This is a genomic window from Serratia sp. TSO36 (assembly GCF_057808395.1).
Window position 1 is genome coordinate 19,648 of record NZ_JBJZOU010000014.1, and the last position, 25,070, is coordinate 44,717.

26 protein-coding genes are annotated in these 25,070 nt (G+C 60.6%); 14 read left to right on the forward strand and 12 right to left on the reverse strand.

All coding sequences use genetic code 11. From position 1 onward, the window contains the following. Window positions 1-345 precede the first annotated feature (345 nt). The gene (locus ACK3CV_RS12485; RefSeq protein WP_204280365.1) at window positions 346-1,890 is read left to right on the forward strand and encodes a methyl-accepting chemotaxis protein; all 1,545 of its coding nucleotides are present in this window, start codon (window positions 346-348) and stop codon (window positions 1,888-1,890) included. A 154-nt stretch (window positions 1,891-2,044) separates the two neighbouring features. On the opposite strand, the gene osmB is transcribed toward ACK3CV_RS12485, so the two are convergent. After that, on the reverse strand, window positions 2,045-2,257 hold the full coding sequence (gene osmB, locus ACK3CV_RS12490; RefSeq protein ID WP_004940700.1) for an osmotically-inducible lipoprotein OsmB: 213 nt from the start codon (window positions 2,255-2,257) through the stop codon (window positions 2,045-2,047). 231 nt (window positions 2,258-2,488) lie between these two features. On the opposite strand from osmB, the gene ACK3CV_RS12495 reads away from it, so the two are divergent. The 3 genes from ACK3CV_RS12495 (at window position 2,489) to ACK3CV_RS12505 (ending at window position 3,813) form a co-directional block, all read left to right on the forward strand. Then, window positions 2,489-2,884, forward strand: a complete 396-nt coding sequence (locus ACK3CV_RS12495; protein ID WP_164141084.1) for a DUF427 domain-containing protein — start codon at window positions 2,489-2,491, stop codon at window positions 2,882-2,884. Window positions 2,885-3,014: 130 nt separating this feature from the next. Then, entirely contained in the window at window positions 3,015-3,485 is a 471-nt protein-coding gene (locus ACK3CV_RS12500) for an Rrf2 family transcriptional regulator (protein WP_033634504.1), read from the forward strand. Between the two features lie 193 nt (window positions 3,486-3,678). Then, window positions 3,679-3,813, forward strand: coding sequence for an AcrZ family multidrug efflux pump-associated protein (locus tag ACK3CV_RS12505; RefSeq protein ID WP_033634505.1), 135 nt, complete (start codon window positions 3,679-3,681; stop codon window positions 3,811-3,813). A gap of 79 nt (window positions 3,814-3,892) precedes the next feature. Here the strand turns inward: ACK3CV_RS12505 and ACK3CV_RS12510 are convergent, their stop codons facing one another. After that, complete coding sequence (locus tag ACK3CV_RS12510; protein ID WP_101426899.1) at window positions 3,893-4,780, reverse strand: LysR family transcriptional regulator; 888 nt, start codon at window positions 4,778-4,780, stop codon at window positions 3,893-3,895. Window positions 4,781-4,901: 121 nt separating this feature from the next. On the opposite strand from ACK3CV_RS12510, the gene ACK3CV_RS12515 reads away from it, so the two are divergent. After that, on the forward strand, window positions 4,902-6,059 hold the full coding sequence (locus tag ACK3CV_RS12515; RefSeq protein WP_101426900.1) for a serine hydrolase domain-containing protein: 1,158 nt from the start codon (window positions 4,902-4,904) through the stop codon (window positions 6,057-6,059). Continuing rightward, window positions 6,059-7,276: an MFS transporter gene (locus ACK3CV_RS12520; protein WP_164141083.1), complete on the forward strand. Its 1,218-nt coding sequence runs from the start codon at window positions 6,059-6,061 to the stop codon at window positions 7,274-7,276. Before ACK3CV_RS12515 ends, ACK3CV_RS12520 begins: the two co-directional genes overlap by 1 nt. Here ACK3CV_RS12520 and ACK3CV_RS12525 read toward each other — a convergent pair. Beyond that, window positions 7,203-8,078: an alpha/beta hydrolase gene (locus ACK3CV_RS12525; protein WP_164141081.1), complete on the reverse strand. Its 876-nt coding sequence runs from the start codon at window positions 8,076-8,078 to the stop codon at window positions 7,203-7,205. The genes ACK3CV_RS12520 and ACK3CV_RS12525 overlap by 74 nt on opposite strands. 148 nt (window positions 8,079-8,226) lie before the next feature. On the opposite strand from ACK3CV_RS12525, the gene ACK3CV_RS12530 reads away from it, so the two are divergent. The 3 genes from ACK3CV_RS12530 to ACK3CV_RS12540 all read left to right on the forward strand — a co-directional run bounded on the left by ACK3CV_RS12530 (window position 8,227) and on the right by ACK3CV_RS12540 (window position 11,552). Next, window positions 8,227-8,976 (forward strand): DeoR/GlpR family DNA-binding transcription regulator, encoded by a 750-nt coding sequence (locus ACK3CV_RS12530; RefSeq protein ID WP_033655028.1) that lies wholly within the window; start codon window positions 8,227-8,229, stop codon window positions 8,974-8,976. Window positions 8,977-8,988: 12 nt separating this feature from the next. Beyond that, window positions 8,989-10,056 carry an oxidoreductase gene (locus ACK3CV_RS12535; RefSeq protein ID WP_086579821.1) on the forward strand — a complete coding sequence of 356 codons (1,068 nt, stop codon included), beginning with the start codon at window positions 8,989-8,991 and terminating at the stop codon, window positions 10,054-10,056. Window positions 10,057-10,169: 113 nt separating this feature from the next. Beyond that, window positions 10,170-11,552, forward strand: a complete 1,383-nt coding sequence (locus tag ACK3CV_RS12540) for an MFS transporter (protein WP_164141079.1) — start codon at window positions 10,170-10,172, stop codon at window positions 11,550-11,552. 39 nt (window positions 11,553-11,591) lie between these two features. Here ACK3CV_RS12540 and ACK3CV_RS12545 read toward each other — a convergent pair whose 3' ends face one another. From ACK3CV_RS12545 to ACK3CV_RS12565, 5 genes are all read right to left on the reverse strand, one after another. Beyond that, window positions 11,592-11,993, reverse strand: a complete 402-nt coding sequence (locus ACK3CV_RS12545) for a VOC family protein (protein ID WP_033634513.1) — start codon at window positions 11,991-11,993, stop codon at window positions 11,592-11,594. Window positions 11,994-12,137: 144 nt separating this feature from the next. Beyond that, window positions 12,138-12,332 carry a ribbon-helix-helix protein, CopG family gene (locus ACK3CV_RS12550; RefSeq protein WP_004928567.1) on the reverse strand — a complete coding sequence of 65 codons (195 nt, stop codon included), beginning with the start codon at window positions 12,330-12,332 and terminating at the stop codon, window positions 12,138-12,140. Window positions 12,333-12,412: 80 nt separating this feature from the next. Further along, a complete protein-coding gene (locus ACK3CV_RS12555) occupies window positions 12,413-13,201 on the reverse strand; it encodes a spermidine synthase (RefSeq protein WP_164141077.1) in 789 nt (262 codons plus the stop codon). 30 nt (window positions 13,202-13,231) lie between these two features. Continuing rightward, a complete protein-coding gene (gene fabZ / locus ACK3CV_RS12560) occupies window positions 13,232-13,687 on the reverse strand; it encodes a 3-hydroxyacyl-ACP dehydratase FabZ (RefSeq protein WP_060446029.1) in 456 nt (151 codons plus the stop codon). A gap of 187 nt (window positions 13,688-13,874) precedes the next feature. Continuing rightward, window positions 13,875-14,369 carry a TIGR00645 family protein gene (locus ACK3CV_RS12565; protein ID WP_033655048.1) on the reverse strand — a complete coding sequence of 165 codons (495 nt, stop codon included), beginning with the start codon at window positions 14,367-14,369 and terminating at the stop codon, window positions 13,875-13,877. 215 nt (window positions 14,370-14,584) lie between these two features. Here ACK3CV_RS12565 and ACK3CV_RS12570 point away from each other — a divergent pair, with 215 nt between their 5' ends. After that, window positions 14,585-15,247, forward strand: coding sequence for a CPBP family intramembrane glutamic endopeptidase (locus ACK3CV_RS12570; RefSeq protein WP_164141075.1), 663 nt, complete (start codon window positions 14,585-14,587; stop codon window positions 15,245-15,247). A 22-nt stretch (window positions 15,248-15,269) separates the two neighbouring features. On the opposite strand, the gene ACK3CV_RS12575 is transcribed toward ACK3CV_RS12570, so the two are convergent. Together ACK3CV_RS12575 and ACK3CV_RS12580 are read right to left on the reverse strand one after the other, a co-directional pair. Next, the gene (locus tag ACK3CV_RS12575) at window positions 15,270-15,563 is read right to left on the reverse strand and encodes an Rdx family protein (RefSeq protein ID WP_164141073.1); all 294 of its coding nucleotides are present in this window, start codon (window positions 15,561-15,563) and stop codon (window positions 15,270-15,272) included. Between the two features lie 126 nt (window positions 15,564-15,689). Then, on the reverse strand, window positions 15,690-16,928 hold the full coding sequence (locus ACK3CV_RS12580) for an NAD(P)/FAD-dependent oxidoreductase (protein ID WP_164141072.1): 1,239 nt from the start codon (window positions 16,926-16,928) through the stop codon (window positions 15,690-15,692). A gap of 191 nt (window positions 16,929-17,119) precedes the next feature. Between ACK3CV_RS12580 and ACK3CV_RS12585 the strand changes: the two genes are divergently transcribed. The 3 genes from ACK3CV_RS12585 to adhP all read left to right on the forward strand — a co-directional run bounded on the left by ACK3CV_RS12585 (window position 17,120) and on the right by adhP (window position 20,432). Then, complete coding sequence (locus ACK3CV_RS12585) at window positions 17,120-17,905, forward strand: sulfite exporter TauE/SafE family protein (RefSeq protein ID WP_080289930.1); 786 nt, start codon at window positions 17,120-17,122, stop codon at window positions 17,903-17,905. Window positions 17,906-17,922: 17 nt separating this feature from the next. Next, a complete protein-coding gene (gene blh / locus ACK3CV_RS12590) occupies window positions 17,923-19,212 on the forward strand; it encodes a bifunctional sulfur transferase/dioxygenase Blh (RefSeq protein ID WP_060452657.1) in 1,290 nt (429 codons plus the stop codon). Between the two features lie 203 nt (window positions 19,213-19,415). Continuing rightward, the gene (gene adhP, locus ACK3CV_RS12595; protein WP_033634519.1) at window positions 19,416-20,432 is read left to right on the forward strand and encodes an alcohol dehydrogenase AdhP; all 1,017 of its coding nucleotides are present in this window, start codon (window positions 19,416-19,418) and stop codon (window positions 20,430-20,432) included. 60 nt (window positions 20,433-20,492) lie between these two features. Here the strand turns inward: adhP and exaC are convergent, their stop codons facing one another. Beyond that, complete coding sequence (exaC, locus tag ACK3CV_RS12600) at window positions 20,493-22,013, reverse strand: acetaldehyde dehydrogenase ExaC (protein WP_041035074.1); 1,521 nt, start codon at window positions 22,011-22,013, stop codon at window positions 20,493-20,495. Between the two features lie 275 nt (window positions 22,014-22,288). On the opposite strand from exaC, the gene ACK3CV_RS12605 reads away from it, so the two are divergent. Next, the gene (locus ACK3CV_RS12605) at window positions 22,289-24,052 is read left to right on the forward strand and encodes a sigma-54-dependent Fis family transcriptional regulator (protein ID WP_164141070.1); all 1,764 of its coding nucleotides are present in this window, start codon (window positions 22,289-22,291) and stop codon (window positions 24,050-24,052) included. Window positions 24,053-24,105: 53 nt separating this feature from the next. On the opposite strand, the gene ACK3CV_RS12610 is transcribed toward ACK3CV_RS12605, so the two are convergent. Continuing rightward, the gene (locus ACK3CV_RS12610) at window positions 24,106-25,023 is read right to left on the reverse strand and encodes an ABC transporter substrate-binding protein (RefSeq protein ID WP_164141068.1); all 918 of its coding nucleotides are present in this window, start codon (window positions 25,021-25,023) and stop codon (window positions 24,106-24,108) included. Window positions 25,024-25,070: the final 47 nt, after the last annotated feature.

Below are 25,070 nucleotides of genomic sequence, written 5' to 3' on the forward strand. Positions count from 1 at the left end.
CGCTCATTGGTTTTATATTTGAGACGATTTTATTGTGCGTTTCATATATTAAATTCAGCGTCGGTTAATATATGAAACTTTGTTTCTTGTTTAATGAAAAAACTATAAATCCGGTATTGAACAAGTCAAGAAATAAAAATGAGAGTTGACGGGCAATACCGATTATTGGGGTGCCTTGGTCTCGGGGGCGACGCAAAGCAGGCTGAAATATTAGTGTCATCAATGCCCGTTAGACTCGCGGCATCCTGGTATTACTGACTAAAAATCATGAACATAAAACTGACACTGGGCCGCAGGGTAAAATCTGCGGCAGCGCTGCCGCGCGCGTTTGGCTTCGGCAAGAGCATGGGCTTATTAAGCGGCGTAATTTGCGTTATCGCGCTATTTTCTCTGCTGCAATTGTTTTCCACCGTATTTATTTCCAATATTCTGCGCGACGCCAAGGTTAACCTGGTGACGGGCGACGCCTTGCATCGCCAGCAGGCGACGATGGATCGCGCCAGGCTGTCGCTACTGACGGCCAGCGACACCCTGAACCGTGCGGGCATCTATTATCTGCAGGACAAAGCCACCGGTTCCGACGGCAGCTGGCACAGCCTGCTGGATGAGTCGTTGGCGGCGCTGCAGGCTTCAGAGCAGGCCTTTGCCCGGTTCGAGCGCTTGAGCGCGGATGCGCCGGAAGCGCCGGGTGCCCTGCAAGACAGCTATCGCCTGTTCTATGACGGCCTGAAAGAGCAGGCGCAAGGATTGCAGGGCAACAGCATCGATGCGTTTTTCGCCGTGCCGATCCAGGCGTTTCAGGCGGATTTCAACGAGAAGTATCTCGCTTACCAGGCGCTGAATGAACGGCGTGGCGATGACGTCAACGTGCGGCAGTTGGCGGCGCTGGAGCAGGCCAGAACCTTTGCGCTTGGCGCGTTGGCCGCGCTGGCGCTGATCGCCGTGGGCGTTTGGTTAGGCGTCTCTCGCTGGGTGATCGCACCGCTGCGGCAGGCGATCGCGCACCTCAACGTGCTGGCCGCCGGCGATCTTTCGCGGCCGCTGCCGCCTGGGCGCGCGTTCAACCGTGAGATGCGTCAGCTGCAGACCAGCATTGGCCATATGCAGGGCGGCCTGCAGCGCCTGGTGAGCGAGGTGCGCGATGCGGCGGGCGGGATCCTGAACGGCGTCGGGCGGCTGGCGGACGGCAATCGACAATTGACGGCGCAGTCGGCGAAGCAGGACGGCGAATTGCAGTTGGCGACCGAGCACGTGCGGCAACTGGCGGCGCGGGTGGAAGAAAACGGCCAATATGCGCAGCAGGCCAGCCAACGAACCGAACAGGCCCGGCAGTGCGCCGGCGCCGGTGAGCGGATGATGCAAACCGTCAATGTTTCGATGCAAGGGATCGTCAACCAATCGGCCGAGATGCGCGGCATCGTCGCGCTGATCGACAGCGTGGCATTCCAGACCAATATTCTGGCGCTGAATGCGGCGATCGAGGCCGCGCACGCCGGGGGTCACGGCCGCGGCTTTGCCATCGTGGCCAAAGAGGTGGGCCTGTTGGCGCAAAAGAGCAGCCATTCGACACGCGATATTCAGCAGTTGATCAACCGTTCCCTGCAGCAAATCGATCAAGGCTCGCAGGCGGTCGATCTACTGACGGGCAACCTGCGCCAAATTATCGATCTGGTGAACAAATGCAGTGCGCTGATGGGGGACATTTCCCTGGCGTCGCTCAATCAGGGGGAGAGCATTCAGGACGTGACGGCGCGCATCGCGGCGCTGAATCAGGTGGCGCAGCAAACCGGCACGGTGGTGAACGCGGTGACCGAGGCTTCGCAGCGGTTACAGAGCGAGTCGGAACGGTTAGAAAAAGCGATGGCGCGTTTCAGGCTGCCGGCGCAATAAATACTTCCGATGCAGGTTAATGAATAATAAAGCTGCGCTTAACGTTATTTATTATTTTCGTGCTCTGAGAAAGTTCAGCGGTTAAATAAAAGAACAGGCCGGCGCTTATGGGTTAAAAAAGCGCCGGCCTGCAGAGATTATTTTAACCGGATGATTAACGGCTGGTCTGGTGGCCGATAATGCCGCCCAGCGCTGCGCCGCCCAGGGTGCCCAGCGTACTGCCGTCGGTCAGCACCGCGCCGCCGACGGCGCCCACGCCCGCGCCGATCGCCGTGTTGCGATCGCGATTGGACATATGCCCGCATGCGGTAACGGAAAGCGTTGCCATGACCACCACCAACACACCTGCGGCACGTTTAATATTCATAATGAGTTCCTGGTAAATTGGCTGATTAATGGATTAAAAATAATCCGATTAACCTGCCGGTAGAAGTTGAGATGAATGTATTCCTCCGTAAGAAAATCGAACAGGTAAAAATTCTTAATTTTGCGGCGCTGAAAAGCGATTGCTCGCCGAATGCGCGGCCGCGGGTAAAATCGTGGGTCTATACTGGAAAGACGCCTCGCGGGGTGCGGGGCGTACACTCTGGAGGCCGCCATGTCCGATCTCGTTTCCGCATCCGGCAAACCGGTGAAAATCCCCGGCCCTGATCACCCGATCGCCTTGACCCGCCATCCGACGCGGGTCGTGGTGCGTGCCGGCGGTCAGACCCTGGCCGACAGCCACAACGCGCTCATTCTGCAGGAAGCCAGCTATCCGCCGGTGTTTTACTTTCCGCGTGAGGACGTGAATATGGCGCTGTTGCAGAAAAACGAGCACGTCAGCTACTGCCCTTATAAGGGCGACTGCAGTTATTTCTCCCTGGCGCTTAACGGTGGGCAGGGCGCCAATACGGCCTGGAGCTATGAAATGCCCTACAACGCCGTGGTGGCGATCAAGGGTCATTTGGCATTTTATCCCGACAAAGTGGCGGAAATCCGTGCCGAAGCCTGAGCCCCGCCGCATCCGGGCGTGGGCAGGTTGACATTCTTCTTATCCCTACTCATTATGTGTATTACCGGAAATTGATACGTTTTCCTTATGTTTTAGTCCGACATAAACGAAGCTCTGAGCAGGTGCCAAGGTGTCTACCTCTACGCGATTTGCCGTTGCCATCCATATTCTGACCAATATCACGCTGTGCCGTGGCCAGACGGTGCGTTCCGAAGATATCGCGCGCAGCGTCAACACCAACCCGACGGTGGTGCGGCGCCTCCTCGGCGCGCTGGCGGAGGCGGGGCTGACCTATTCACAGATGGGGCAAGGCGGCGGGGCGCTGCTGGCGCGGCCGGCGGAAGCGATCTCGTTGCTGGACGTGTATCGCGCGGTGGAAGATCAACCGTATTTCATGCTGCACCGTACCCGGCCTAATGATGCGTGCTATATCGGCCACGCCATTACCCCGGTGCTGGAGCAAGAGTTTGCGCGCGTCGGTCTCGCGCTGGAAGCCAGCCTGGCGCAAACCAGCATCGCCGAAATGGCCGGGCAGGTCGAGCGGCGCGCAGGCTATCCTTTTGTCCCTTGTTCGCCGCAATATCAAGCGGATACGCAATAAAAACCCGCGCCAATTCCTTCTTCGCGCAGAGCATTTTTTGCATTGCGTTAATGTAATTGTGTAAGTTACATTAGCTCGCATCAAGTGTGATGTAGCTCACGTTTTAGACTGCCTCCCCACGATACTCAACCGATTGGCCGGAAACCTTTTCTTCCGGCACAGATTCGCTGTGCTTATAAACCAGGAGAGAACGATGTTAGAAATGATTGAAAGCTTGGCCACCGTGGTGGTCCTGGTGCCGGTAATGGTGGCCGTTTTGCTCGGCGCGATTTACGGCCTGGGTGAAGTGTTCAACGTCTTTTCCGCTATCGGCCGCAAAAAAGGCTGATCGGCACGCCAGGGGGCGGTTCTCGTCCTCCGGTCCCCGCATTTTCCTTCCCATCATTACTCCATCGCGTATACCGTCTCTAGTCCCGAAAAAGCCGGGCGCTCAGCGTATCGATAAACACCCTGAGTTTTGGCGTCAGGTGTTTGCTGGAAGGCCAGAGGACTTTAAAGCTGCCGGTGTGGTGGCAATGCTCAGACAAGATCGGTTGCAATCGCCCCTGTTCCCGTGCGCGCTTTACGGCAAAATCCGGCAAACAGGCGATGCCCTGGCCGCTTTCCGCCAGGTAAATCAGGGTATCGACGGTATTGCAGACCAGCCGGGCGTTGATCCCCTCGGCGAGCAGCTTTTCCCATCCGGCGATCGGCCAGGGTTCCACTTTGCCGGTCGAGGGAAATTTGTACAGCAGGCAGGCATGGCCTTGCAGTTCCGCCGGTTGATGCGGGATCCCCATCTGGCGCAAATAATCCGGCGAGGCCACCAGCTGCAGATGAAACGTGCCCAGCTGGCGGCTCATCAGCCGTGAGTCTTCGGTCTCGCCGACGCGAACCACGGCATCAAAACCTTCTTCGATGACATCGACCCGACGGTCGGAAAAATCGGTTTCCAGCTCAATTTCCGGGTAACGCCGAACAAATTCCGCCAGCACCGGATTCAACAGGCCGCCCACCAGCGGCAAACTGACACGCAGCTTGCCGCGCGGCGCGCTGTGCGTATCGCTGATTTCCCGTTCCGCCGCCGCCAATTCCCCGAGAATGCGCTGACAGCGGTGCAGAAACAGCCGGCCTTCGGCGGTCAGCGTCATGCTGCGCGTGCTGCGGTGAAACAGGCGCGCGCCCAGCCGGTTTTCCAGGCGGGCGATGCTTTTCCCCACCGCGGAAGCGGAAATGCCGAGCACGCGCCCGGCCTCAACGAAACTCAGCGTCTCCGCGGCCTGCACAAAGACGCTTACCCCAGACAGATTATCCATTGCTTACCCCATTGCGGACGTGAATGTCCGCTATGAAAGGAAATCTAGCCTGTTTTTCCGTTAATCACCACGCTCTATGCTCGGTGGCGACAGCATGGGCTGACTACCTGGAGCAATAAAGATGAGTGAATACGGATCCTCCACCAACGCGATCGACGGCGCGCTAGAGAAAGCTTTGCGCGAAAAACGCTTGGTTGGCGCGGTCGTTTTGGTGGCGCAGGGCGGTGAGATCGTTTATCGACGCGCGGCGGGCATGGCGGATCGCGAAGCGGGCAAGCCGATGGTGTGCAATACGCTGTTTCGGCTGGCTTCGGTGTCCAAACCGATCGTGTCCACGGCGGCGTTGGCGCTGATGGCGCAAGGCGGCATGCGGTTAGACGATCCGATCACGCGTTGGCTGCCGAATTTTCGCCCGCGGCTGGCGGACGGCACCCAACCGTTGATGACGCTATGGCATTTGATGACCCACACCGCCGGATTAAGCTACCGTTTTTTCCAGCCGGAAGGGGGATTCTACGCTCAGTCGGCGGTCTCCGACGGCATGGATGAGGCGGCGGTAAGCCTGCAGGAAAATGTGCGGCGTATCGCTTCCGCGCCGTTGCTGGCTCCGCCCGGCGCGGCGTGGCGTTATTCCATCGCCACCGATGTGTTGGGCGCGGTTATTGAACAGGCGAGCGGCCTGCCGCTGGCGCAGGCGGTCAAAAAATGGGTGACCGGGCCGCTGGCGATGACGGATACCGATTTCCTGGCGGTGGACGCCGCGCGTTTGGCGGCCGCATACGCCGATCATGCCGGCGAGCCACGCCGCCTGCGCCAGCCGGATCGTTTACCGTTCATCGACGGCAGCGCCGGTTTTCATCTGTCGCCGGCGCGTGCGCTGGATCCGCAGGCGTACGCCTCCGGCGGCGCCGGCATGGTCGGTTCGGCGGAGGATTTCCTGCGCCTGCTGGAAACGTTGCGCCAGGGGGGCGGGCAGGTGCTGCCGGCTGATTGGGTGGCGGCGCTGACCACCAACCAAATCGGCGATCTGCCGATGCCGTTTTGGCCTGGGCGTGGGTTTGGCCTGGGCATCACCGTGCTGAAAGATCCCGTCGCCGCGCAAACGCCGGAGTCCGTTGGCAGCTGGCGGATGGGCGGCACCTATGGCCACTCGTGGTTTGTCGATCCTGCCCGGCAGCTCAGCGTGGTGGCGTTTACCAACACGGCGCTGGAGGGGATGTCCGGCGCCTTTGTCGGCGAGATTTGTCAGGCGGTTTATACCGCGACGGGAGCGATGTGATGGGCCTGTTGCCACCGATTTTCTTCATCGCGCTGGGGCTGTTCGGCGTTTACTGCATCGAGTTTGGCGTAGTGGGTATCTTGCCGCAGATCATCGCGCGCTATGGCATCTCCACGGCGCAGGCCGGCTGGCTGGTCGGGGTCTTCGCCCTGACCATTGCGCTGTTCGGGCCGCTGTTGGTGCTGCTGGCGTCGCGGTTTAATCGCAAACGCATGCTGTTGATCGCGTTGGCTGTGTTTGCGGCAGCCAGCGCGCTGGCCGCTCAGGCGGACAGCTTTGCCATGCTCATGCTGCTGCGCATTTTGCCGGCGTTGTTTCACCCGATCTACTTTTCACTGGCGATGGTGGCGGCCGCGGCGCTTTATCCGCCGCATCTGGCCACCAAAGCAACCGCTTATGCGTTTATCGGCACCAGCATGGGCATGGTGTTGGGGATACCGTTGACGCAATGGATCGCCGGGCAGTTCAGCTACGAGGCGTCGTTCCGATTTTGCGCGCTGGTCAACCTGCTGGCGGCGCTGGGATTGCTGTGGCGCTTGCCTGATGCGGCCGTGCAGCGCCTCAGCTATGGCAAGCAGTTGGCCATCCTGCGCAGCGGCACGCTGTGGCTGAATATCACCACCTGCGTGCTGATCTTTGCCGCCATGTTTGCCGTCTACGCTTACGCGGCCGAGTACCTCAGCCGTGAAATCGGCCTCAGCGGCGGCGCCATCGGCTTGCTTCTGGTGGCGTTCGGTGTGGGCGGTGTCGCGGGCAACCTGTTGGCCGGCAAGTGGTTGAGCCGTCATCGTGCGGTGACGGTGTTGCTGCACCCGATGGCCTTGATGGCGGCCTATGCGCTGCTGTATTGCTACGGCAGCGCGAATATCGGTTCAATGACGGCGCTTTGTCTGTACTGGGGAGCGGCGCACACCAGCGGTTTGATCGTGACGCAGATCTGGCTGACCTCCGAAGCGCCGCAGGCGCCGGCGTTCGCCACCGGGCTGTATATCGCCTTTATCAATCTGGGCGTGGCGGTGGGGTCGCTGGTGGGCGGCTGGTTTATCGCTGCCTGGGGGCTGCCGGGCAGCCTGCTGTGCGGGGCCATGTTTGCCGCACTGGCGGCGATCGCGATCGCCGCCAGGCTGTGGCTGCAACGGCAGGCTACGGTTGCGTTGCGTCAATCATCGCTATCACCTGCCGAAACATCGCGCTTTCCGCATCGGCCAGTTCGTTGACCAGCGTAAAGTGATTGCAGTGGCGATCGGCCAGCAGCTGGACGTCGAGGCCGCGCGCCAGGCAGGCGTCATAATAGGCCTGCGTCTGGTTTTTGAAGCCTTGGGTTTCCCGCTGGCCGACGTCGAGCAGGATCTGCGGCGCATGTTCTTTCGCCGGCAGCAAAAACAGCGGGCTGAGGGCTTGCGCCTGTTCGGGCGTCAGGTGCAGCCAGTCGTTGATATAGATATCGCACAGCGGCCGCAGATCGTAGAGGCCGCTCAGCGCCAGCGCGCCTTTGATCGCGTCGGGCGGCAGGCGATAGCGTTGCTGCCAGCCGTCGGCGATCAGCATGCCGCACAGGTGGCCGCCGGCTGAACTGCCGCTGACGAAAATGCGCGCCGGATCGATGCCGAAGGGCGCCCCGTGATGATAGAGCCAGGCGACGGCGCTGCGCACCTCGTGCACGATCTCCGCCAGCGTCGCTTCCGGCGCCAGCGTATATTCCAGCGTGGCGACCGCCACGCCGCGGCGGGCAAACGCGGCGGCCATCGAGCAGGCTTCCTCTTTACGCTGTGAATGCCAGTAGCCGCCATGAATAAAGATCAGCAGCGGGGCGGGCTGTGCGCTGGCCGGGAACAGATCGAGGCGCTCGGCGGCGCTCATGCCGTAGCGCAGATCGTAAATGCCCGGTGTCTGCGCCCTGGCACGCTGGGCCAGCGCGGCGTATTCCGCCATGCAGGCGTCAAAATCTTCCACCGAAGCGCGGGCGTTGTATTGCACGGCGCGCACGCTCAGGTCTGTAAACGTCAGATCGATGCTCATCACCTCTCCTGATTGTTATGCGTTATGCCCTCATCGTCGTCCCGCAGGCGAAAAGATGTTTGATCTTCGGTGCGCATCATTGCGGCTTCTCTGATGCTGTTTTCTGCTGTATATTGCTGTTTTATGCTTTTTACTGCGGAATAAACCCATGCACAAAGCGGCACGACAGCGCCATTTATTGGATTTGCTCAGCGAACGCGGGCAGGCGGCGGTGGCGGAATTGGCCGGCGCCATCGGCGTTTCGGTCGATACCGTGCGCCGCGATCTGGCCGATCTCGAGCGGCAAGGGTTGGCGCAGAAACATCACGGCGGGGCGATCGCGCTCGAACCGTCCGGCATGCCGCGCCAGGCGCGCGCGGCGCTGTTGCCGCAGGTCAAGCAGCGGCTCGGCCGCGCGGTGGCCGCGCAGATCCCGCCCGGCAGCACCCTGATGCTGGATGCGGGCAGCACGCTGCTGGCGGTGGCGCAGGCGCTGCGCGGGCCGGCCACGGTGATCACCGCTTCGCTGGATATCGCGCAGTGCCTGAGCGACAGGCCGGAGATCAACCTGATTCTGCTCGGCGGCCAGTGGGATGCGCGCCAGCGGCTGTTCGCCGGCAGCGCCACCCTGGCGTTGCTGGAACGCTACCGCGCGGATATCGCCTTGCTGGGCGCCTGTGCGGTGCATGCGCAGCTGGGGCTGAGCGCCGGCGACGAGGCCGATGCAGAGGTCAAACGCGCCATGCTGGCCAACAGCGGCGAGCGCTGGCTGGTGGCCGACCATATGAAGCTGGATCGCTGCGAACCGCATCACGTTGCGGATCTGGCGCAGATCCAACGGCTGTTTACCGATCGCCCGTGGGACAACCTGGACGAACAGTCACTGATTGAACTTTGTGTCGTCGCCGACGACCGCTAGAGGAGAACACTGATGAACGATACCGCTCGACCGTTGCAGGTGGCGCTGATTGGCTACGGCTTTGTCGGCAAGGCGTTTCACGCGCCGCTGATTAACGCGGTGCCGGGGCTGGAACTGAGCGTGGTGGCTTCGCGCGATGCCGCCAAGGTGCATGCCGATCTGCCGCACGCGCAGGTGATCGCCGATCCGCTGGAGGCCATCCGCCGGCCGGAGGTGGATTTGGTGGTGATCGCGTCGCCGAATGACACCCATGCGCCGCTGGCGCTGGCCGCGCTGGAGGCGGGCAAGCACGTGGTGGTGGATAAGCCCTTTACGCTGGACTTGGCGCAGGCGCGCACGCTGATTGCGGCGGCGGAAAAACACGATCGCCTGCTGTCGGTGTTCCAGAACCGCCGCTGGGACAGCGACTACCTGGGGGTGAAGCAGGTGATCGAACAGGGGCTGATCGGCAAGGTGACGCACTTTGAGTCGCACATCGATCGTTACCGCCCCGAAGTGCGGGTGCGCTGGCGCGAGCAGAACCTGCCGGGCAGCGGGCTGTGGTTCGATCTGGGGCCGCACATGGTCGATCAGGCGCTGCAGCTGTTCGGTTTGCCGCACAGCGTGCAGGCCAACATCGTCACGCTGCGCCCCAACGCGCAGGTTAACGACTGGGCCCACGTGGTGCTCAACTACCCGACGCACCGCGTGATCCTGCATGGCAGCATGCTGGTGGCGGGAGGTGTGTCGCGCTTTACCGTGCACGGCGAGAAAGGCAGCGTGGTCAAAACGCGCGCCGACGGGCAGGAGAGCCAACTGCTGGCCGGCGTGACGCCGGGCTCGGCGGAGTGGGGCAAAGACGACGACGCGATGAGCCTGTTTATCGGCACGGAGCCGGTGCGCACGCTGCCGACGCCGGATGGCGATCAGCGCCAGTATTACTTCCAGGTACGCGACGCCCTGCGCGGCGCCGGCAGCAATCCGGTTACCGCTGCGCAGGCGCTGGCGGTGATGGCGGTGCTGGAGGCGGCCACCCTGGCGGCGGAAACCGGCGTCACCCAAACCCTGCCGCTCACCGAGGCGGAGATCGCCGCCTGGTAACGGCTCGCGTCAGATAAGGCGTCAGACGCATGGATACAGTGCATGCCGTGCGTCTTCCGCCATTCCAACCCCTGACATAGGCTAATCCTCAGTCTATGTCAGGAGTGTTTACCATGTTATCCCATCCTTCGCCGCAGGGCGTCCGCGGCATACTGGCCGCACTGTCTCTGAGCATGCTGCTGTCATCGCTCGGCATCAGCATCGCCAACGTTGGGCTACCGGCGCTCGCCGCCGCGTTCCATGCTTCGTTCCAGGCGGTGCAGTGGGTATTGCTCTGTTATTTACTGGCCGTCACCACCTGCATCATCGGCATCGGCCGCCTCGGCGACAGCCTTAATCGCCGCCGCCTGCTGCTGGCGGGCATCGCGCTGTTTACCGCCGCTTCGCTCGCTTGTGCGCTGGCCCCGCAGCTTTGGCTGCTGCTGGCGGCGCGCATGGCGCAGGGGCTGGGGGGCGCGGTCATGATGTCGATCGCCATGGCGCTGGCGGGCGAGGCGCTGGGCACGGATAAAATCGGCCGCGCGATGGGGCTGCTCGGTACCCTGTCGGCAGTGGGCACCGCGCTGGGGCCGTCGTTGGGCGGCGCGCTGATCGCCGGTTTCGGCTGGCGGGCGATGTTTCTTATCAATCTGCCGCTGGGGCTGCTGGCGCTGTGGCTTGCCTGGCGATACCTGCCGAATGGGCCGCGCCCGGCAGCGCGCCAGGAACCGTTCGATCGCGCCGGTACGCTGCTGCTGGGCGGCGCATTGCTCTGCTATTCGCTGGCGATGACCCTTGGGCGCGGCAACTTCGGTGCGCTCAACCTGGCGTTGATGCTGGGGGCGCTGTTGGCGGGGGCGCTGTTCATCGGCGTGGAACGCCGCGCCGCATCGCCGCTGTTGGCGCCGGCGATGTTCCGCCACCCGGCCCTGACGGCGGGGCTGGCGGCCAGCGCGCTGGTGATGACGGTCATGACCGCCACGCTGGTGGTCGGGCCGTTCTACCTGTCGCGCGCGCTGGGGCTAAGCGCAGCGCAGGTCGGGCTGGTGATGTCGGCGGGGCCGGCGGTGGCGATCCTGACCGGCATTCCGGCCGGTTATCTGGTGGATCGTTTTGGATCGCAGCGCATTGGCCAGTTTGGGCTGGCGGCAGTGGCCGCCGGGGCCGCGTTGCTGTCGCTGCTTAACCGCTGGGGCGTGCTCGGCTATGTTGGCCCCATCGCGCTGCTGACCGCCGGCTATGCGCTGTTTCAGGTGGCCAACAACACCATGCTGATGAAGGATCTGTTTCCCGAACGGCGCGGGCTGGTCGCCGGCATGGTGAACCTGGCGCGCAATCTTGGGGCGATCACTGGCGCTTCGGCGCTGGGGGCGCTGTTTTATCTGGCTTCGCAGCGGGTGGTGGGCGCCGCCGCCGCCGCGGCTTACGGCATGCAGGTGACCTACGGCGTGGCGGCGCTGTTGGCGTTAGCGGCGCTGCTCATCGCCTTCGGCGGCCGCCGCCCGCGTCGGCGATGAATCCGTCTACGCCGGTGGCGATATGAACCGAACATTTCATCAGGCGAGATCGCCCCGGTACACCACATGGACCTTGTTGCCGTCGGGGTCGCGCAGGTAAGCGCCGAAATAGCCCTTGCCGTAATGCGCGCGTTCGCCGGGCTCGCCTTCACCGCTGCCGCCCGCCAGCAGGCCGGCGGCGTAAGCGCGTTTGACCTCCAGCTCATCGGCGGCGAGAAACGCCAGCATGCTGCCGTTGCCGGCGCTGGCGGGTTGCCCGTCGAAGGGTTGGTAAGCATAGAAACGCGGCAGCGTTTGGCCCGGCATCACCCAGCAGCGGGCGGCGGGGCCGCCGTCCGGCGTCACTTCCCGCCGCTGTAATCCCAGCGGCAACAGGATGGCGTCGTAGAAGGCGGCGGCGGCGTCCAGATCGCTGACGCCGACGGTAATATGGCTGAACATGGCGCTTCCTTTCCGAAGAGAGAGTATGAACGCATAAAACAGTAGCAGCGATATTGCCGAATGGACAGACCGCAACGGAGGATTCGGATTAGAGACGCGCGCAGGGGCAAAGCGCGCTTCACGGTGTGCGGGGCAGGCCGCCGCTCAATTGCTTTCGACGCGAGGATTGGCGTGAGTCGGTTGGCTGGGATAGTCCACCTGATGCTTGTGCAGATAATCGCGGATCAGCTGGCGCACCACCTGGGAAGGGGTGACGTCCTGTTGCAGGCACAGTTCCTCCAGGGCTTTCTTCTTGTCCGGGTCAATCAGCACCGTTAGCCGCGCCGTTTTCTTTTCCATCAGGATCCTCCAGAGAATGATAACTGAATGATAATACCATGTGGGCGAAGCGGCCAGCCAGACCGCGTCGCCGCCCGTCTTTAGCGGAAATGCAACCGCTCTATTTTGCGTGACAGGTAGCCGAGTTCGCAGTTGAACAGCTCGCCGCTGCTGGCGGCCAGGCTGCGCAGCGCGCTCAGCGGCAGCGTCACCTGGGCCGGCGTGGCGTAAATGATCACGTTGCCGCTGGGGGCGACGCAAAACAGTACGGTGCCGAATATTCGCTGCAGGCTGTGGTACAGCAGGCTGTTTTCGTCAGGCAGATCGTGGTAATTGAGCACCAGCCAGCCCCCGTCGTTCAGCCGCGCGGCGCAGTTTTCCAGGAAGGTCTGGGTGCCTTGCTGCGGATCCATGGCGAACGCCGAATAGAGATCGGAGAAGATCAGATCGTAGCGCGTCTCGACGGGCGGGCGCACGAAGTCCATGGCGTCGGCGGTGCGCAGGCTGATGGTGTCGGTGGCCGGCAGCGTAAAATAGCGGCGCGCGACGGCGATCACCGCAGCGCGCAGCTCGACGACGTCGAGGCGCATGGCCGGATCGAGCGCGTGCAACGCGCGCAGCAGACTGCCGCCGCCCAACCCCAAAATCAACGCCGAGGCCGGCGGTTGCCAGGCTACCGCCATCAGCATCGCTTTGATGTAGTTGTGGATCGGCTGCTCGGGGTTGCTGAGGCTCATCTTGCTCTGTTCGCAGATGCCGTCAAACCGCAGCGTGCGGTAGTCCTTGTGATCGGAAACGATGATTTCGCCCCAGGCGTCGGCTTCGCGAGCGATCACCTGGCCGCGCGGAGAGAAATCGAGGGTTCTGAGTAAGCTGTCAACCAGAGACATGGTATTCGCAGGGCTCCTTTGGCAAGCGGCCTATTTACGGGCGCACATGAAATCGGCGGTGCAAATGCGCCGGCCATCGATGCTGGCGCGGCCGGTAAAGCGGGCGATCGCCCCGCGCCGACGAACAAAAGCGACCTCCATCAGCACCTGGTCCCCGGGGCGGGCGGCGCGATAAAACCGCGCGCGCTGAATGGCGGCGAAATAGTAATGCTCCCCCTCATTCAGCGCCCCGAGATAGTAGTGGGCCAGCAGACCGGTGCTTTGCGCCAGCGCTTCCACCAACAGCACGCCGGGAAATCCGGCGAAGTGCGTGTGGCCGTTCCAGAACGTCGGCTCATTGGCGGTGATGTTCTTGATGGCGCTCAGCCGCCCTTCGGCAATGCAGGTGCCGGCGGGCAGCACGCGATCGACCAGCAGGCAGGGATAACGATGAGGCAAAATCGCCTGAATATCGTTGAATTGCAGGGGGTGACCAGTCAATGGCATGGGGGGCGTGATCCTGTCTGCGGCGAAACCGGTGCGAGCGCCGGCGTTCAGTCCATGATGAGTGTAATAACATTATAATAAAATTATCATCAGATGTGCCAGATGAAAAAAACGACGGCGCAGAAACAGGCGAAGAGAGGAGCGAGAGGGAGGCACCCGATCCTGGCGATCGGGTGTGGCAGCGCGTTTAGTGCTTGGAGCGGGTCACTTTATCCAGGTAGCCCATCACGAAGGCGGACAGCACAAAGGTAAGGTGGATGATCACATACCACATCAGCTTGTTGTCCGGCACGTTCTTGGCGTCCATAAACACCCGCAGCAGGTGAATGGAGGAGATGGCGACGATAGACGCAGCAACTTTGTTTTTCAGCGAGGTGGCATCCATTTTGCCCAGCCAGCTCAGCTTTTCTTTCCCTTCGGTGATATCCAACTGCGAGACGAAGTTTTCATAACCGGAGAACATCACCATCACCAACAGCCCGCCCACCAGCGCCATGTCGACCAGCGACAGCAGGGTCAGGATCAGATCGGCTTCGGCGACAGAAAAGATGTTGGGCAGGACGTGCAGGATTTCCTGAAAAAATTTGATCGACAGGGCGATCAGAGCCAGTGAAAGGCCGAAATAAACCGGCGCGAGCAACCAGCGGGAGGCGTACATCGCGTTTTCTAGCAAACGTTCCATCATAAAATTGTGTCAAATGCGTGGCCAAAAGAGCGCTCAGTATAACGCAGGTGGCCCGGGCGAAATCAACTGGTTGCCAATGGCTTGGAGAAATTTGCGAATGGACGCTCGCTGTGAACGGGTTCATGACAATGAGAACGCATGGGGATAAACTGCCGCGATATCTCACCTTGCTACTGTTTCGTCAAGGGCTGCTCAAAACTAAGGATGGTTATATGGTCGACAATGCGTTTATCGCGAGAACGCGAGCCGTCAACGGCTGCTTTTCCATGTTTTTGCTGATGTTCCTGATTACATTTATTCCGCTGTTCCTTGAGAACAGAGCCGCCTTGATGCGACAAGGGCTATTGCTGCCGCTGCTGTATGGAATGGAGTTCATCGCTATCTTTTCGTTATACCTGCTCTTTTTCCGCCGCAGAGAAGGATTGGGCAAAGGCGAGGTTAAACGCAACGATTTTGCACTGCTGCTGTTCGCGCTGTTGGTGATTCAGTTTATTTTCCCGCGTTTGATGGGCGTGGAGAAAACGGAAACCTGGGTGACGGAGCAGGTGACATTGCCCGGCGAGATTTTGGCGCTCAATGCCGCTTTGTTGGTTTTCGTCGTCCCCGTCTATGAAGAGATCGTATTTCGCGGCTGTCTGTTTAACGCACTGATGTATTGGTTTAACGATAAGGTGATTTGGGCCGCGTTAACCGTGTCTGTCATCTTTGCCGTTTTGCATACCCAGTACACCGATTGGCGCACATTGGCAGCCCTGGTGCTCATCTCGCTGGTGTTAACGGCCGCCCGAGTAAGATCCAAAGGGATCTATTTGCCCATTGGGCTGCATATGACCATGAATGGCGTCGTGATGGCGGTCAGCTATGCGTTAAATTGAAGCTGTGCTTGCCGCCGGATGTTCAGTGCCTGGCTTTCTTCCCGTCGCTGTGGCCGAGAGAACGATCGGGGAAGCTGTGATCGCGCAGCCGCTGCTTCAGCTGCGCCGCATCGGGGAAGCCGCCGTCAATTTTGCGATCCCAAATCATCACGCCATCGACGCTGATTTGATAGACCCCGCCGGAGCCCGGCATCAGCGTGACGGAGGCGAGATCGTCGCCGAAGGTATTGAGCAGCTCTTGCGCCATCCAGCCGGCGCGCAGCAGCCAGTTGCATTGTGAACAGTAGTGGATCGTCACTGCGGGGGCATTTTTCATCGATGATCGACCGGTAGTGGTAACGGCTTGCAATCAGCCTGAGGAACCTGCAAACGATGGTGGCCTCGTCTCGCCAAATAGTCAAGCGTCTGCAGCGGCAGGAATGAGAGGGGGGCCGAGCGCGCGTCACGGCCGCTTGCTGCCGGCAAACCATTCAACCCCACGCAGCATGCCCGCCCAATAAAATCGGGGTAAAAACCAGGCTTTCAGCCACCAGGCCAGACGGCTGGGCTGGGTGGCGTCGAGCAGCGGAAACGTGGGCAGCAATTTACCGTCATAGCCAAACTCCGCCAGCACAACTTTGCCTTTCTCAACCGTCAATGGACAGGAACCATAACCATCATAATGGGCAGTGAGAGGCGCGCCCTGAATCAGCGCCGCGACGTTTTCAGCCACCACCACCACCTGCTTGCGGGCTGCCGCCAGGGTTTTGGCATTTGGCGTCGAGCAACAGTCGCCTACCGCAAAAATATCCGGCCAATGCTTATGCTGCAGCGTCGATTTATCCACATCGCACCAGCCGGCACCATCAGCGAGGCCGCTTTGCGAAATAAACGCCGGGGCCGATTGGGGCGGCACCACGTGGAGCATATCGAAGGGCAGAGTTAACTCGCGTTTTCCTTCTTCATTTGTCTCTACGGCAAATGTCGCTTGCCGCTTCTCGCCATCAACGCGGATCAAATGATGATTGAAATTGACCTGTGCTCGGTATTTTTCCAAATACTCGGTCAGCGGGGGAACAAATTGCGGAATGCCGAAAACCGCCGCGCCCGCAAGGCAGAAATTGACGTTAATATTATTCAGGATGCCTTGGCGACGCCAGTAATCGCATGACAGATACAAGGCTTTTTGCGGTGCGCCGGCGCACTTGATGGGGAGCGGTGGCTGAGAAAATATCGCCTGGCCGCCTTTCATTTCGCGGACCAGTTGCCAGGTATATTCGGCAAGATCAAAGCGATAATTAGAGGTGACGCCATTTAATCCCAGGGTTTCTTTAAGGCCCTCTATTTTATCCCAGCGTAAAATCAGTCCGCATGCAACAATAAGAAAGTCATAGTTTATTTTCCGCTCCTGGCGGGTCTCGATGTATTTTTGACTGGGCTCAACCCTGACCACGCTATCCTGTATCCATGCGGTGCCTGAGGGCAGAACGGCATGCATGGAGCGCCGTGTTTTCGTGATATCAAAGAGCCCGCCACCCACCAGAGTCCATGCCGGTTGATAATAATGACAATCGTTAGGCTCCACTATCGTTATATCGATGTCTTTAACTCGCTTCCTTATGCTTGCCGCGATACCTATTCCGGATGAGCCGCCGCCAATAATAACGACGCTTTTCTGGGGGGTTATTTTTTCTGGTTTCATGCAGGCCTCCTTTCATAAGAAAGTAGGGGGTTGTCGCCCAGATTAAAAGCGAATTCATAGAACTTGTGGTTATATAAAAAATCACATATTCCATTTAGCTATATGTAATAACAAATCGAAATAAGTTATTTGACATTGCCGGTGAACTGATCGTTAATAAATGGCATGAGCATCATTAAGGGATTAACGCAGTGGATTTTTTCCATTTCAGTTTTTATATCGTGATGCTGTTAGTGGTCACCGGGGGAATTGTGGGATTTCTCCTGGCTCTGACCGGCGGCGGCGGCTCAATCGTCTGCGTGCCATTATTGCTGTATATGGTGAAAGTGCCGGATACGCATTTGATTATAGGGACCAGCGCCATGTCTGTGGCCATTAACGCGCTGATCAACCTGGCCGCGCACGCCTCCAAAGGCAACGTCAGGTGGCAGACCGGGCTTGTCGTTTCGCTGCTCGCCGTCATGGGGGCTCTGGCCGGCTCTCAGATGGGAAAAATCACGGACGGACACTACATAACCCTGCCTTTCTCCCTGTTGATGCTGGTGGTCGCCGGATTGACGCTGAAAAGAAATCCCCTTGCCGGCAACCCCTTGCCGTCCTCCCATGCTGCCGTTCATCCCGCCATCATATGGCCCAGCGTTCTCGCGCTGGGCGGGCTGGCGGGCTTTCTGGGCATTGGCGGCGGATTTTTGGTTGTGCCGGCGCTGGTCTGGTTTTTTCGCTTCTCGATGGTTGAGGCGGTGGCAACCTCACTGGTGGTCGTGGCGGCCATGGGGCTGTCGACCAGCGCCAGCTACGCCATGTCCGGAAAGGTGTCGCTCGCCATTACGTGTTGGCTCATCGTCGGCGGCGTTCTGGGGGGCGTGGTGGGGGTGGCGCTCGCCGAGCGCCTGAAAAAACGCGAGGGCATTATCAACGTGCTCTATGCCCTCATGCTCCTGGCGCTGGCCCTGTATATGTTATTTAAAAGCCTATGAAACGGAAGGAAACAAACATGCGCATCCGCACTTACCACCCTCAGCTCTCCTTTTCGGGCGCGCCCGAAGCGAGTGATTTCAAGGCGCTGTCTCAACAGGGCTACTGCCTTATCGTCAACAATCGGCCGGATGAGGAGCCGGGGGAGTATCTTGACCATCAGCAAGAGAAAGCGTTGGCTGAACAAGGGGGAATGCGCTACGTCTATCTCCCTTATACGTTCGATACGCTGACCTGGGAGACCGTTTACACCTTCCAGTTTCTGTTGCGGCAAGGCAAGAAAACCCTGGCGCACTGCAGAAGCGGAGCTCGCTCTGCCTGCCTTTCCCTGCTGTATGCGCTGCGCGAAGGTCAGATAGATGAAGCGCAATTTCGCCGCCAATGCGACGAATACGGCGCGGACGCCGATAAGGCGCTCAGCTGGTACTACAAGCATCGATCCGTGCGGGCCACGGCGGAAGTTCACGCGTTTTATGAGCCGGAAAGCGGCAGCCTGCAGTATGTGGTTGCCGATCCCGAGGCGCGCCGCTGTGCGATTATCGACCCGGTGCTGGATTTTGACCGCCGATCGGGCACGGTCTCGCATCAACAGGCCAACGATATCCTGAATTTTATCCATCAACGGGGGTGGGGAGTGGCCTGGGTGCTGGATACGCACCCGCACGCCGATCATTTTTCGGCCGCCACCTGGCTGGCGCAGAAAACCGGCGCCTTCACCGGCATCGGTGAAAAAATTACCGCCGTTCAGGGGCTGTGGGAAGAGATCTATAACTTAAAAGACCTGCCTGCGGCCAATACCGTCTGGGATGCGCTGTTCGCGGACGGCGACGTCTTTTTTATCGGCAACCTGCGCGCTGAAGTCCTGCTGTCTCCCGGGCACACGCTGGCGTCCGTCACTTATTACATTGCGGATGCGGCGTTTATCCACGATACGTTCTTCATGCCGGACAGCGGTACCGCAAGGGCCGATTTTCCTGGCGGCAATGCGGAAGCCTTGTGGGAGTCATTGCAGCGGATCTTGAGCCTGCCGGCGGATACCCGCCTGTTTACCGGCCATGATTACCGCCCGGCGGGGCGTGAGGCCCGCTGGGAAAGCACCGTGAGAGAGCAGCGCGAGAACAATCCCTGGGTGGTCAACATGGATAAATCCCGCTTTATTGCGCAAAGAAAGCAGCGGGACGCCACGCTGCCGCACCCGGAACTCATGCTGATGGCGCTGCAGGTCAATATTCGCGGTGGCGTGTTGCCTGACTGCGAAGACGATGGGCAACGCTACCTGAAAATTCCCGTGAATCGATTTAAGCGGTGAATCAAGCCAGAGGTGCGAGATCGTTCGCCGCCGCTGCGGTCAATGCGAATGAGATCGCGCCGTCTGTTAATTGTTTTTTATGAAATAATCATGCTGGTTCATATTTAATTATTTGTTTTTACACAAATCATGCGGCGCTTGCCCTCACCGAATACAGTCACTACATTAACAACTGTACTTCCCACTCTGCTAAGGAAAACACCATGAAAGCTGCCGTAGTGACGAAAAACCATACCGTAGACATTCAGGATAAAGTGCTGCGCCCGCTGAAGCACGGCGAAGCGGCGTTGAAAATGGAGTGTTGCGGGGTGTGCCACACCGATTTACACGTGAAAAACGGCGATTTCGGCGAGGTGCCGGGCATTACGTTGGGGCATGAGGGCATCGGCGTGGTCTCCGCCGTCGGTGAGGGCGTCACCTCGCTAAAAGTGGGTGACCGCGCCAGCGTCGCCTGGTTTTACCAGGGTTGCGGCCATTGCGAATACTGCGTCAGCGGCAACGAAACCCTGTGCCGTTCGGTGAAAAACGCCGGCTACAGCGTTGACGGCGGCATGGCGGAAGAGTGCATCGTGGTGGCGGACTACGCGGTGAAAGTGCCGGACGGGCTCGATTCTTTCGCCGCCAGCAGCATCACCTGCGCCGGCGTCACCACCTACAAGGCGGTGAAAATTTCCGATATCAAGCCGGGGCAGTGGATCGCCATCTATGGCCTGGGCGGGCTGGGCAACCTGGCGCTGCAGTACGCCAAGAACGTGTTTAACGCCAAGGTGATCGCCATCGACGTCAACGACGGCCAGTTGGAGTTCGCCAAACAGATCGGCGCCGATCTGGCCATCAATTCCAAAACGCAAAACGCCGAGGAGATCATTCAACAGCAAACCGGCGGCGCTCACGCGGCGGTGGTGACGGCGGTGGCGAAAGCGGCCTTCAACTCGGCGGTCAATGCGGTGCGCGCCGGCGGTAAAGTGGTGGCGGTGGGGCTGCCGCCGGAGAGCATGGATCTGAGCATTCCGCGCCTGGTGCTGGACGGCATTCAGGTGGTGGGTTCGCTGGTGGGCACGCGCGAAGATCTGAAAGAGGCGTTCCAGTTCGCCGCCGAAGGCAAAGTGACGCCGAAAGTGACCAAGCGGCCGCTGGGCGATATCAACGCCATCTTCGACGAGATGAAGGCGGGCACCATTCGCGGTCGCATGGTGATCGATCTCGGCATGGCGAAGTAAGCGTTGCTAAACTAAAAAGGAAGGCCACCTGCGGGTGGCCTTCTGGTTGTTACGCCCGGCTCAGAACAGGCCCAGCGGTTTGGCGTCGTAGCTGACCAGCAGGTTTTTCACCTGTTGATAGTGCGACAGCGCCGCCTTGTGGGTTTCGCGCCCGATGCCGGAGTTCTTGTAGCCGCCGAACGCGGCGTGCGCCGGATACAGGTGGTAACAGTTGGTCCACACGCGCCCGGCCTTGATCGCGCGGCCCATGCGGTAGGCGCGGTTGATGTCGCGGGTCCACAGCCCGGCGCCCAGCCCGAACTCGGTGTCGTTGGCCAGCGCCAGCGCTTCGGCTTCATCTTTAAAGGTGGCGACGCCGATCACCGGCCCGAAGATCTCCTCGCGGAAGAAGCGCATGCTGTTGTTGCCGGTAATCAACGTCGGCTGCAGGTAGAAACCGTTTTGCAATTCATCTCCATGCTGCGTGCGTTTGCCGCCGGCGAGGATGTTGCCGCCCTCATTCTTGGCGATGTCGATGTAGGACAGGATCTTATCGTACTGTTCTTGCGACGCTTGCGCGCCGAGCATGGTGTCGGTGTCGAAGGGATCGCCCTGGCGGATGGTGGCGATGCGCGCCAGCACTTTCTCCATAAACTGCGGATAGATAGATTCTTCGATCAGCGCACGTGAAGGGCAGGTGCAGACCTCCCCCTGGTTGAAGAAACCGAGCACCAGCCCCTCAACCGCCTTGTCGATGAATTCCGGCTCCGCCTGCATGATGTCGGCGAAATAGATGTTGGGCGATTTACCGCCCAGCTCGACGGTGCTGGGGATGATGTTTTCCGCCGCGCAGGCGAGGATGTGGCGGCCGATCGGCGTGGAGCCGGTGAACGCGATCTTCTCGATGCGTTTGCTGCGAGCCAGCGCTTCGCCGGCCTCGGCGCCGAAGCCTTGCACCACGTTGAGCACGCCCGGCGGCAGCAGATCGCCGATCTCTTCCATCAGCACGCTGATGCCGAGCGGGGTCTGTTCCGCCGGTTTCAGCACCACGCAGTTACCGCCCGCCAGCGCCGGCGCCAGTTTCCAGGCGGCCATCAGCAGCGGGAAATTCCACGGGATGATCTGGCCGACTACGCCCAGCGGTTCATAGATATGGTAGGCCACGGTGTTCTGGTCGATCTCCGCCGCGGTGCCTTCCTGCGCGCGCAGGCAGCCGGCGAAGTAACGGAAATGGTCGACCGCCAGCGGCAGATCGGCATTCAGGGTTTCGCGGATCGGTTTGCCGTTGTCCCAGGTTTCGGTCAGCGCCAGCATCTCCAGCCGCGATTCGATGCGATCGGCGATCGCCAATAGCACGTTGGAACGCGCCTGCACGCTGGTTTTGCCCCAGGCGTCCGCCGCCGCGTGCGCCGCGTCGAGCGCCAGCTCGATGTCCTTGGCGTCGGAACGCGGGAATTCGGCGATCGGCTGGCCGGTCACCGGCGAGGTGTTGGTGAAGTAGTTGCCGGATACCGGTTCGACGAATTTGCCGCCAATGTAGTTGCCATAGCGTTTGCGGAACGAAACCAGCGAGCCAGGCAAACCGGGGTGGACATATTTCATGTTAAGCACCTCTCTGCAGATGAAAATCAGCGCTATTGGGCTGCGCCTGTGAATGCGGCATGCCGCCGCAGCACAGAGAAGCACGGCGCGTGCCAGATTAACAAAAGGTGAGAGTGATGATAAAAAGGGCTTATTTATTAGCGTGTTAAAAAATGATGTGGCTTAGCGAATCGGGCGATTCCGCCGCCGTCGGTGTTTTTTTGTGTCCCGTGTCGCAACGCTTGGTACACATCTGTGATACATATTTGCAACACTCGCAAACGGGGGAGAAACGCATGTTGCCTGACGACCGCTTGCCCACCGAGGGCGCCAGTCCGCTGGCGGAATCCTGGCAGCGCAGCCGGGGCTACGGCCTGACGCGCGCCGATCGCCATATCCCGTTTATCAAAGCCGGACTGCTCGAAGAGCTGCGCAGCCGCAACGACTGGGTGCCGCAACGGGTACAGCCGCTGATCGAGCAGCTGGGCGCGCAAATTACGCGCCAGCCCGCCATTGTGGTGATCGCCGACGCCGACGGGCTGGTGCTGGAAACCCGCGGCAATACCGACTTTTTGCACAAGGCGTCGCGCTTTGCGCTGGCGCCGGGCAACCAGTGGGGAGAAGCGGAGCGGGGCACCAACGCCATCGGCACCGCGCTGGCGCTGGGCGCGTTCTGCGAAGTGCGCGGCGACCAGCATTTCCTCAACCAAAACGCCGGGTTGAACTGCACCGCCGCGCCGATCTATCGGCCGGATGGCCGCATTGCCGGCATACTGGATCTCTCCGCCCCCGCGCAGCGGCCGTATCGCGATGCGCAGCGCCTGATCATGCAGACGGTGCGGCATATTGAACACCGCTGGGTCAGAAGCGCGATCGCCGATCGTCACTGGACGCTGCGCCTGCACGCCGATGCCGGTCGTCTGGGCAGCGCGCAGGAGCTGCTGCTGGTGTTTCACGACGAAGTGCTGGTCGCCGCCAATCGGCTGGCGATGATGGAGTTTCAGCTCTCGCCGGCCGCATTCGGCTCCGTCGAGTTCGCCCAGCTGTTCCCCGATCTGTTGCGACAGCCCTCCGGCGCGCCGCGCCAGACGCTGGCCGGCAATCAACGGCACTATTATTCTTTGCTCGAGGCGCCGCAGCGCCGCGTCAGCGCCCTGCGTTCCACGCCGCCGGCGGAACGGCATGACGAGCAGCATCAGAAAGCGCTGCGGATCCTCAACGCCGGCCTTTCGCTGTGCGTGACCGGCGAAACCGGCTGCGGTAAAGAGCACTTCAGCCGACGCCTGTTTCAAGATAGCCGCTGGCGCAACGGCAACTTCGTGGCGATCAACTGTGCGGCGCTGCCCGAGCCGCTGATCGAATCCGAGCTGTTCGGCTATGCGCCGGGGGCGTTTACCGGCGCCAACCCGAAAGGCTATATCGGCAAGATCCGCGAGGCGGACGGCGGCGTGCTGTTCCTCGATGAAATCGGCGACATGCCGGCGGGCCTGCAGACGCGCCTGCTGCGGGTGTTACAGGAAAAAACGGTCACGCCGCTCGGCAGCCGCAGCGCTTATCCGGTCGATTTCGCGCTGGTCTGCGCCACGCACCACGATCTGCATCGGCAGGTAGAGGCGGGGGCGTTTCGCGAGGATTTGCTGTACCGCATACAGGAATACAGCCTGTGCATTCCGCCGCTCCGAGAGCGGGCGCAGCTGGAGGCCTTTATTATGCAGCTGTGGCGAGAGCTGGGCGGTGAGCGGCGCGACATTCGCCTGCTACCGGAAGCGTTGGCGATGCTGGCGCGCTACCCGTGGCCCGGCAACGTGCGGCAGCTGTTGAGTACGCTCAAGGTGCTGCTGGCGCTGGCGGACGATCATGCGGTGCTCACTCTGGACGATCTGCCGCAGTCCATCGCGGTGCTGGCGCCGCGCCAGGAGAGCGCCGATACCGGCCTGGAGGCGCTGCAGTCGGCGATCGACAGGGCGGGCGGCAACCTCAGCCGGGCGGCCAAGGCGCTCGGCGTTTCGCGCAGCACGCTATACCGCAAGCTGGGAAGGCAGAAAGCGGCGGCGGAATGACACTTCTCGATTGAGCGGCGATAAGGCCCCGCTGCGCGGAGCCTGTTGCTCTCTCAATCCCCCAGCCCCGGCGGGTTAATCTCCGAATGGGCGATCTTCTCGTCGCTCTCCGCCCAGCGATCCAGCACCTGCAGATAGCTGCCGTTGGCGATGGCGCTGTTGAGCGATGCCTGCACCGCATCCACCAGGCCATTGCCTTTCTTCAGCGTGACGGCGATGTTGGCGGTCTTCGGCCAGCCGCCAGGCACGATGCCTACCAGCCGGGTTTTGCCGGTCAGCCGCGCCTGATAAGCGCCGGAGACGTTGGGGCCGAAGGTGGCATCGGCGCGGCCGGACTGAATGGCCAGCGTGGAGGCGGCCTTGTCGGTGACATACACCGGCTGCAGCGGTGCCAGTCCCTTGGCGCGGTTCTCCTTGTCCCAGGCCAGCAGCACCGCTTCCTGATTGGTGCCGGAATCGACGATGATCTTTTTACCGGCGATATCCGGCGCGATGTTGATCTGGGTGATTTTACTGTCGGATTTGACGTAGAACCCTAGCGTATCCTGGCGATAGGTGGCGAAATCGAATTTGGTCTTGCGTTCGTTGGTTACGGTGATGTTGTAAACCGCGGCGTCATATTTGCCGGAGGCCACCCCCAGCGGCCAGTCTTCCCACGAGGTGGGCACCAGCTTGAGTTTCAATCCCAAGCCGTCGGCCACCAGGCGCGCGATGTCCGCCTCGCTGCCGATCACCGTTTTATTGTCGCGGGCGTACAGGCCGAACGGCGGGCCGCTGCCCAGCAGGGAAATGGCCACCGTCAGCGTGCCGGGTTCCACGAACCGGAAGCCGGCGGGGATTTTGGCCACGGCTTCGGCGCTCTTCACCGTGTGGATCGGCGTTTCGTTGGCGACGAGATCCACCCCTGGCGCGGCCGCGGCGGAAAAGCTCAGCAGCGCCGCCATCACAATCATCTTTTTGCTATATATCATTATGTTAATTACCTTCATTATTATGGGTGTCACAAGGTCGTTGCACT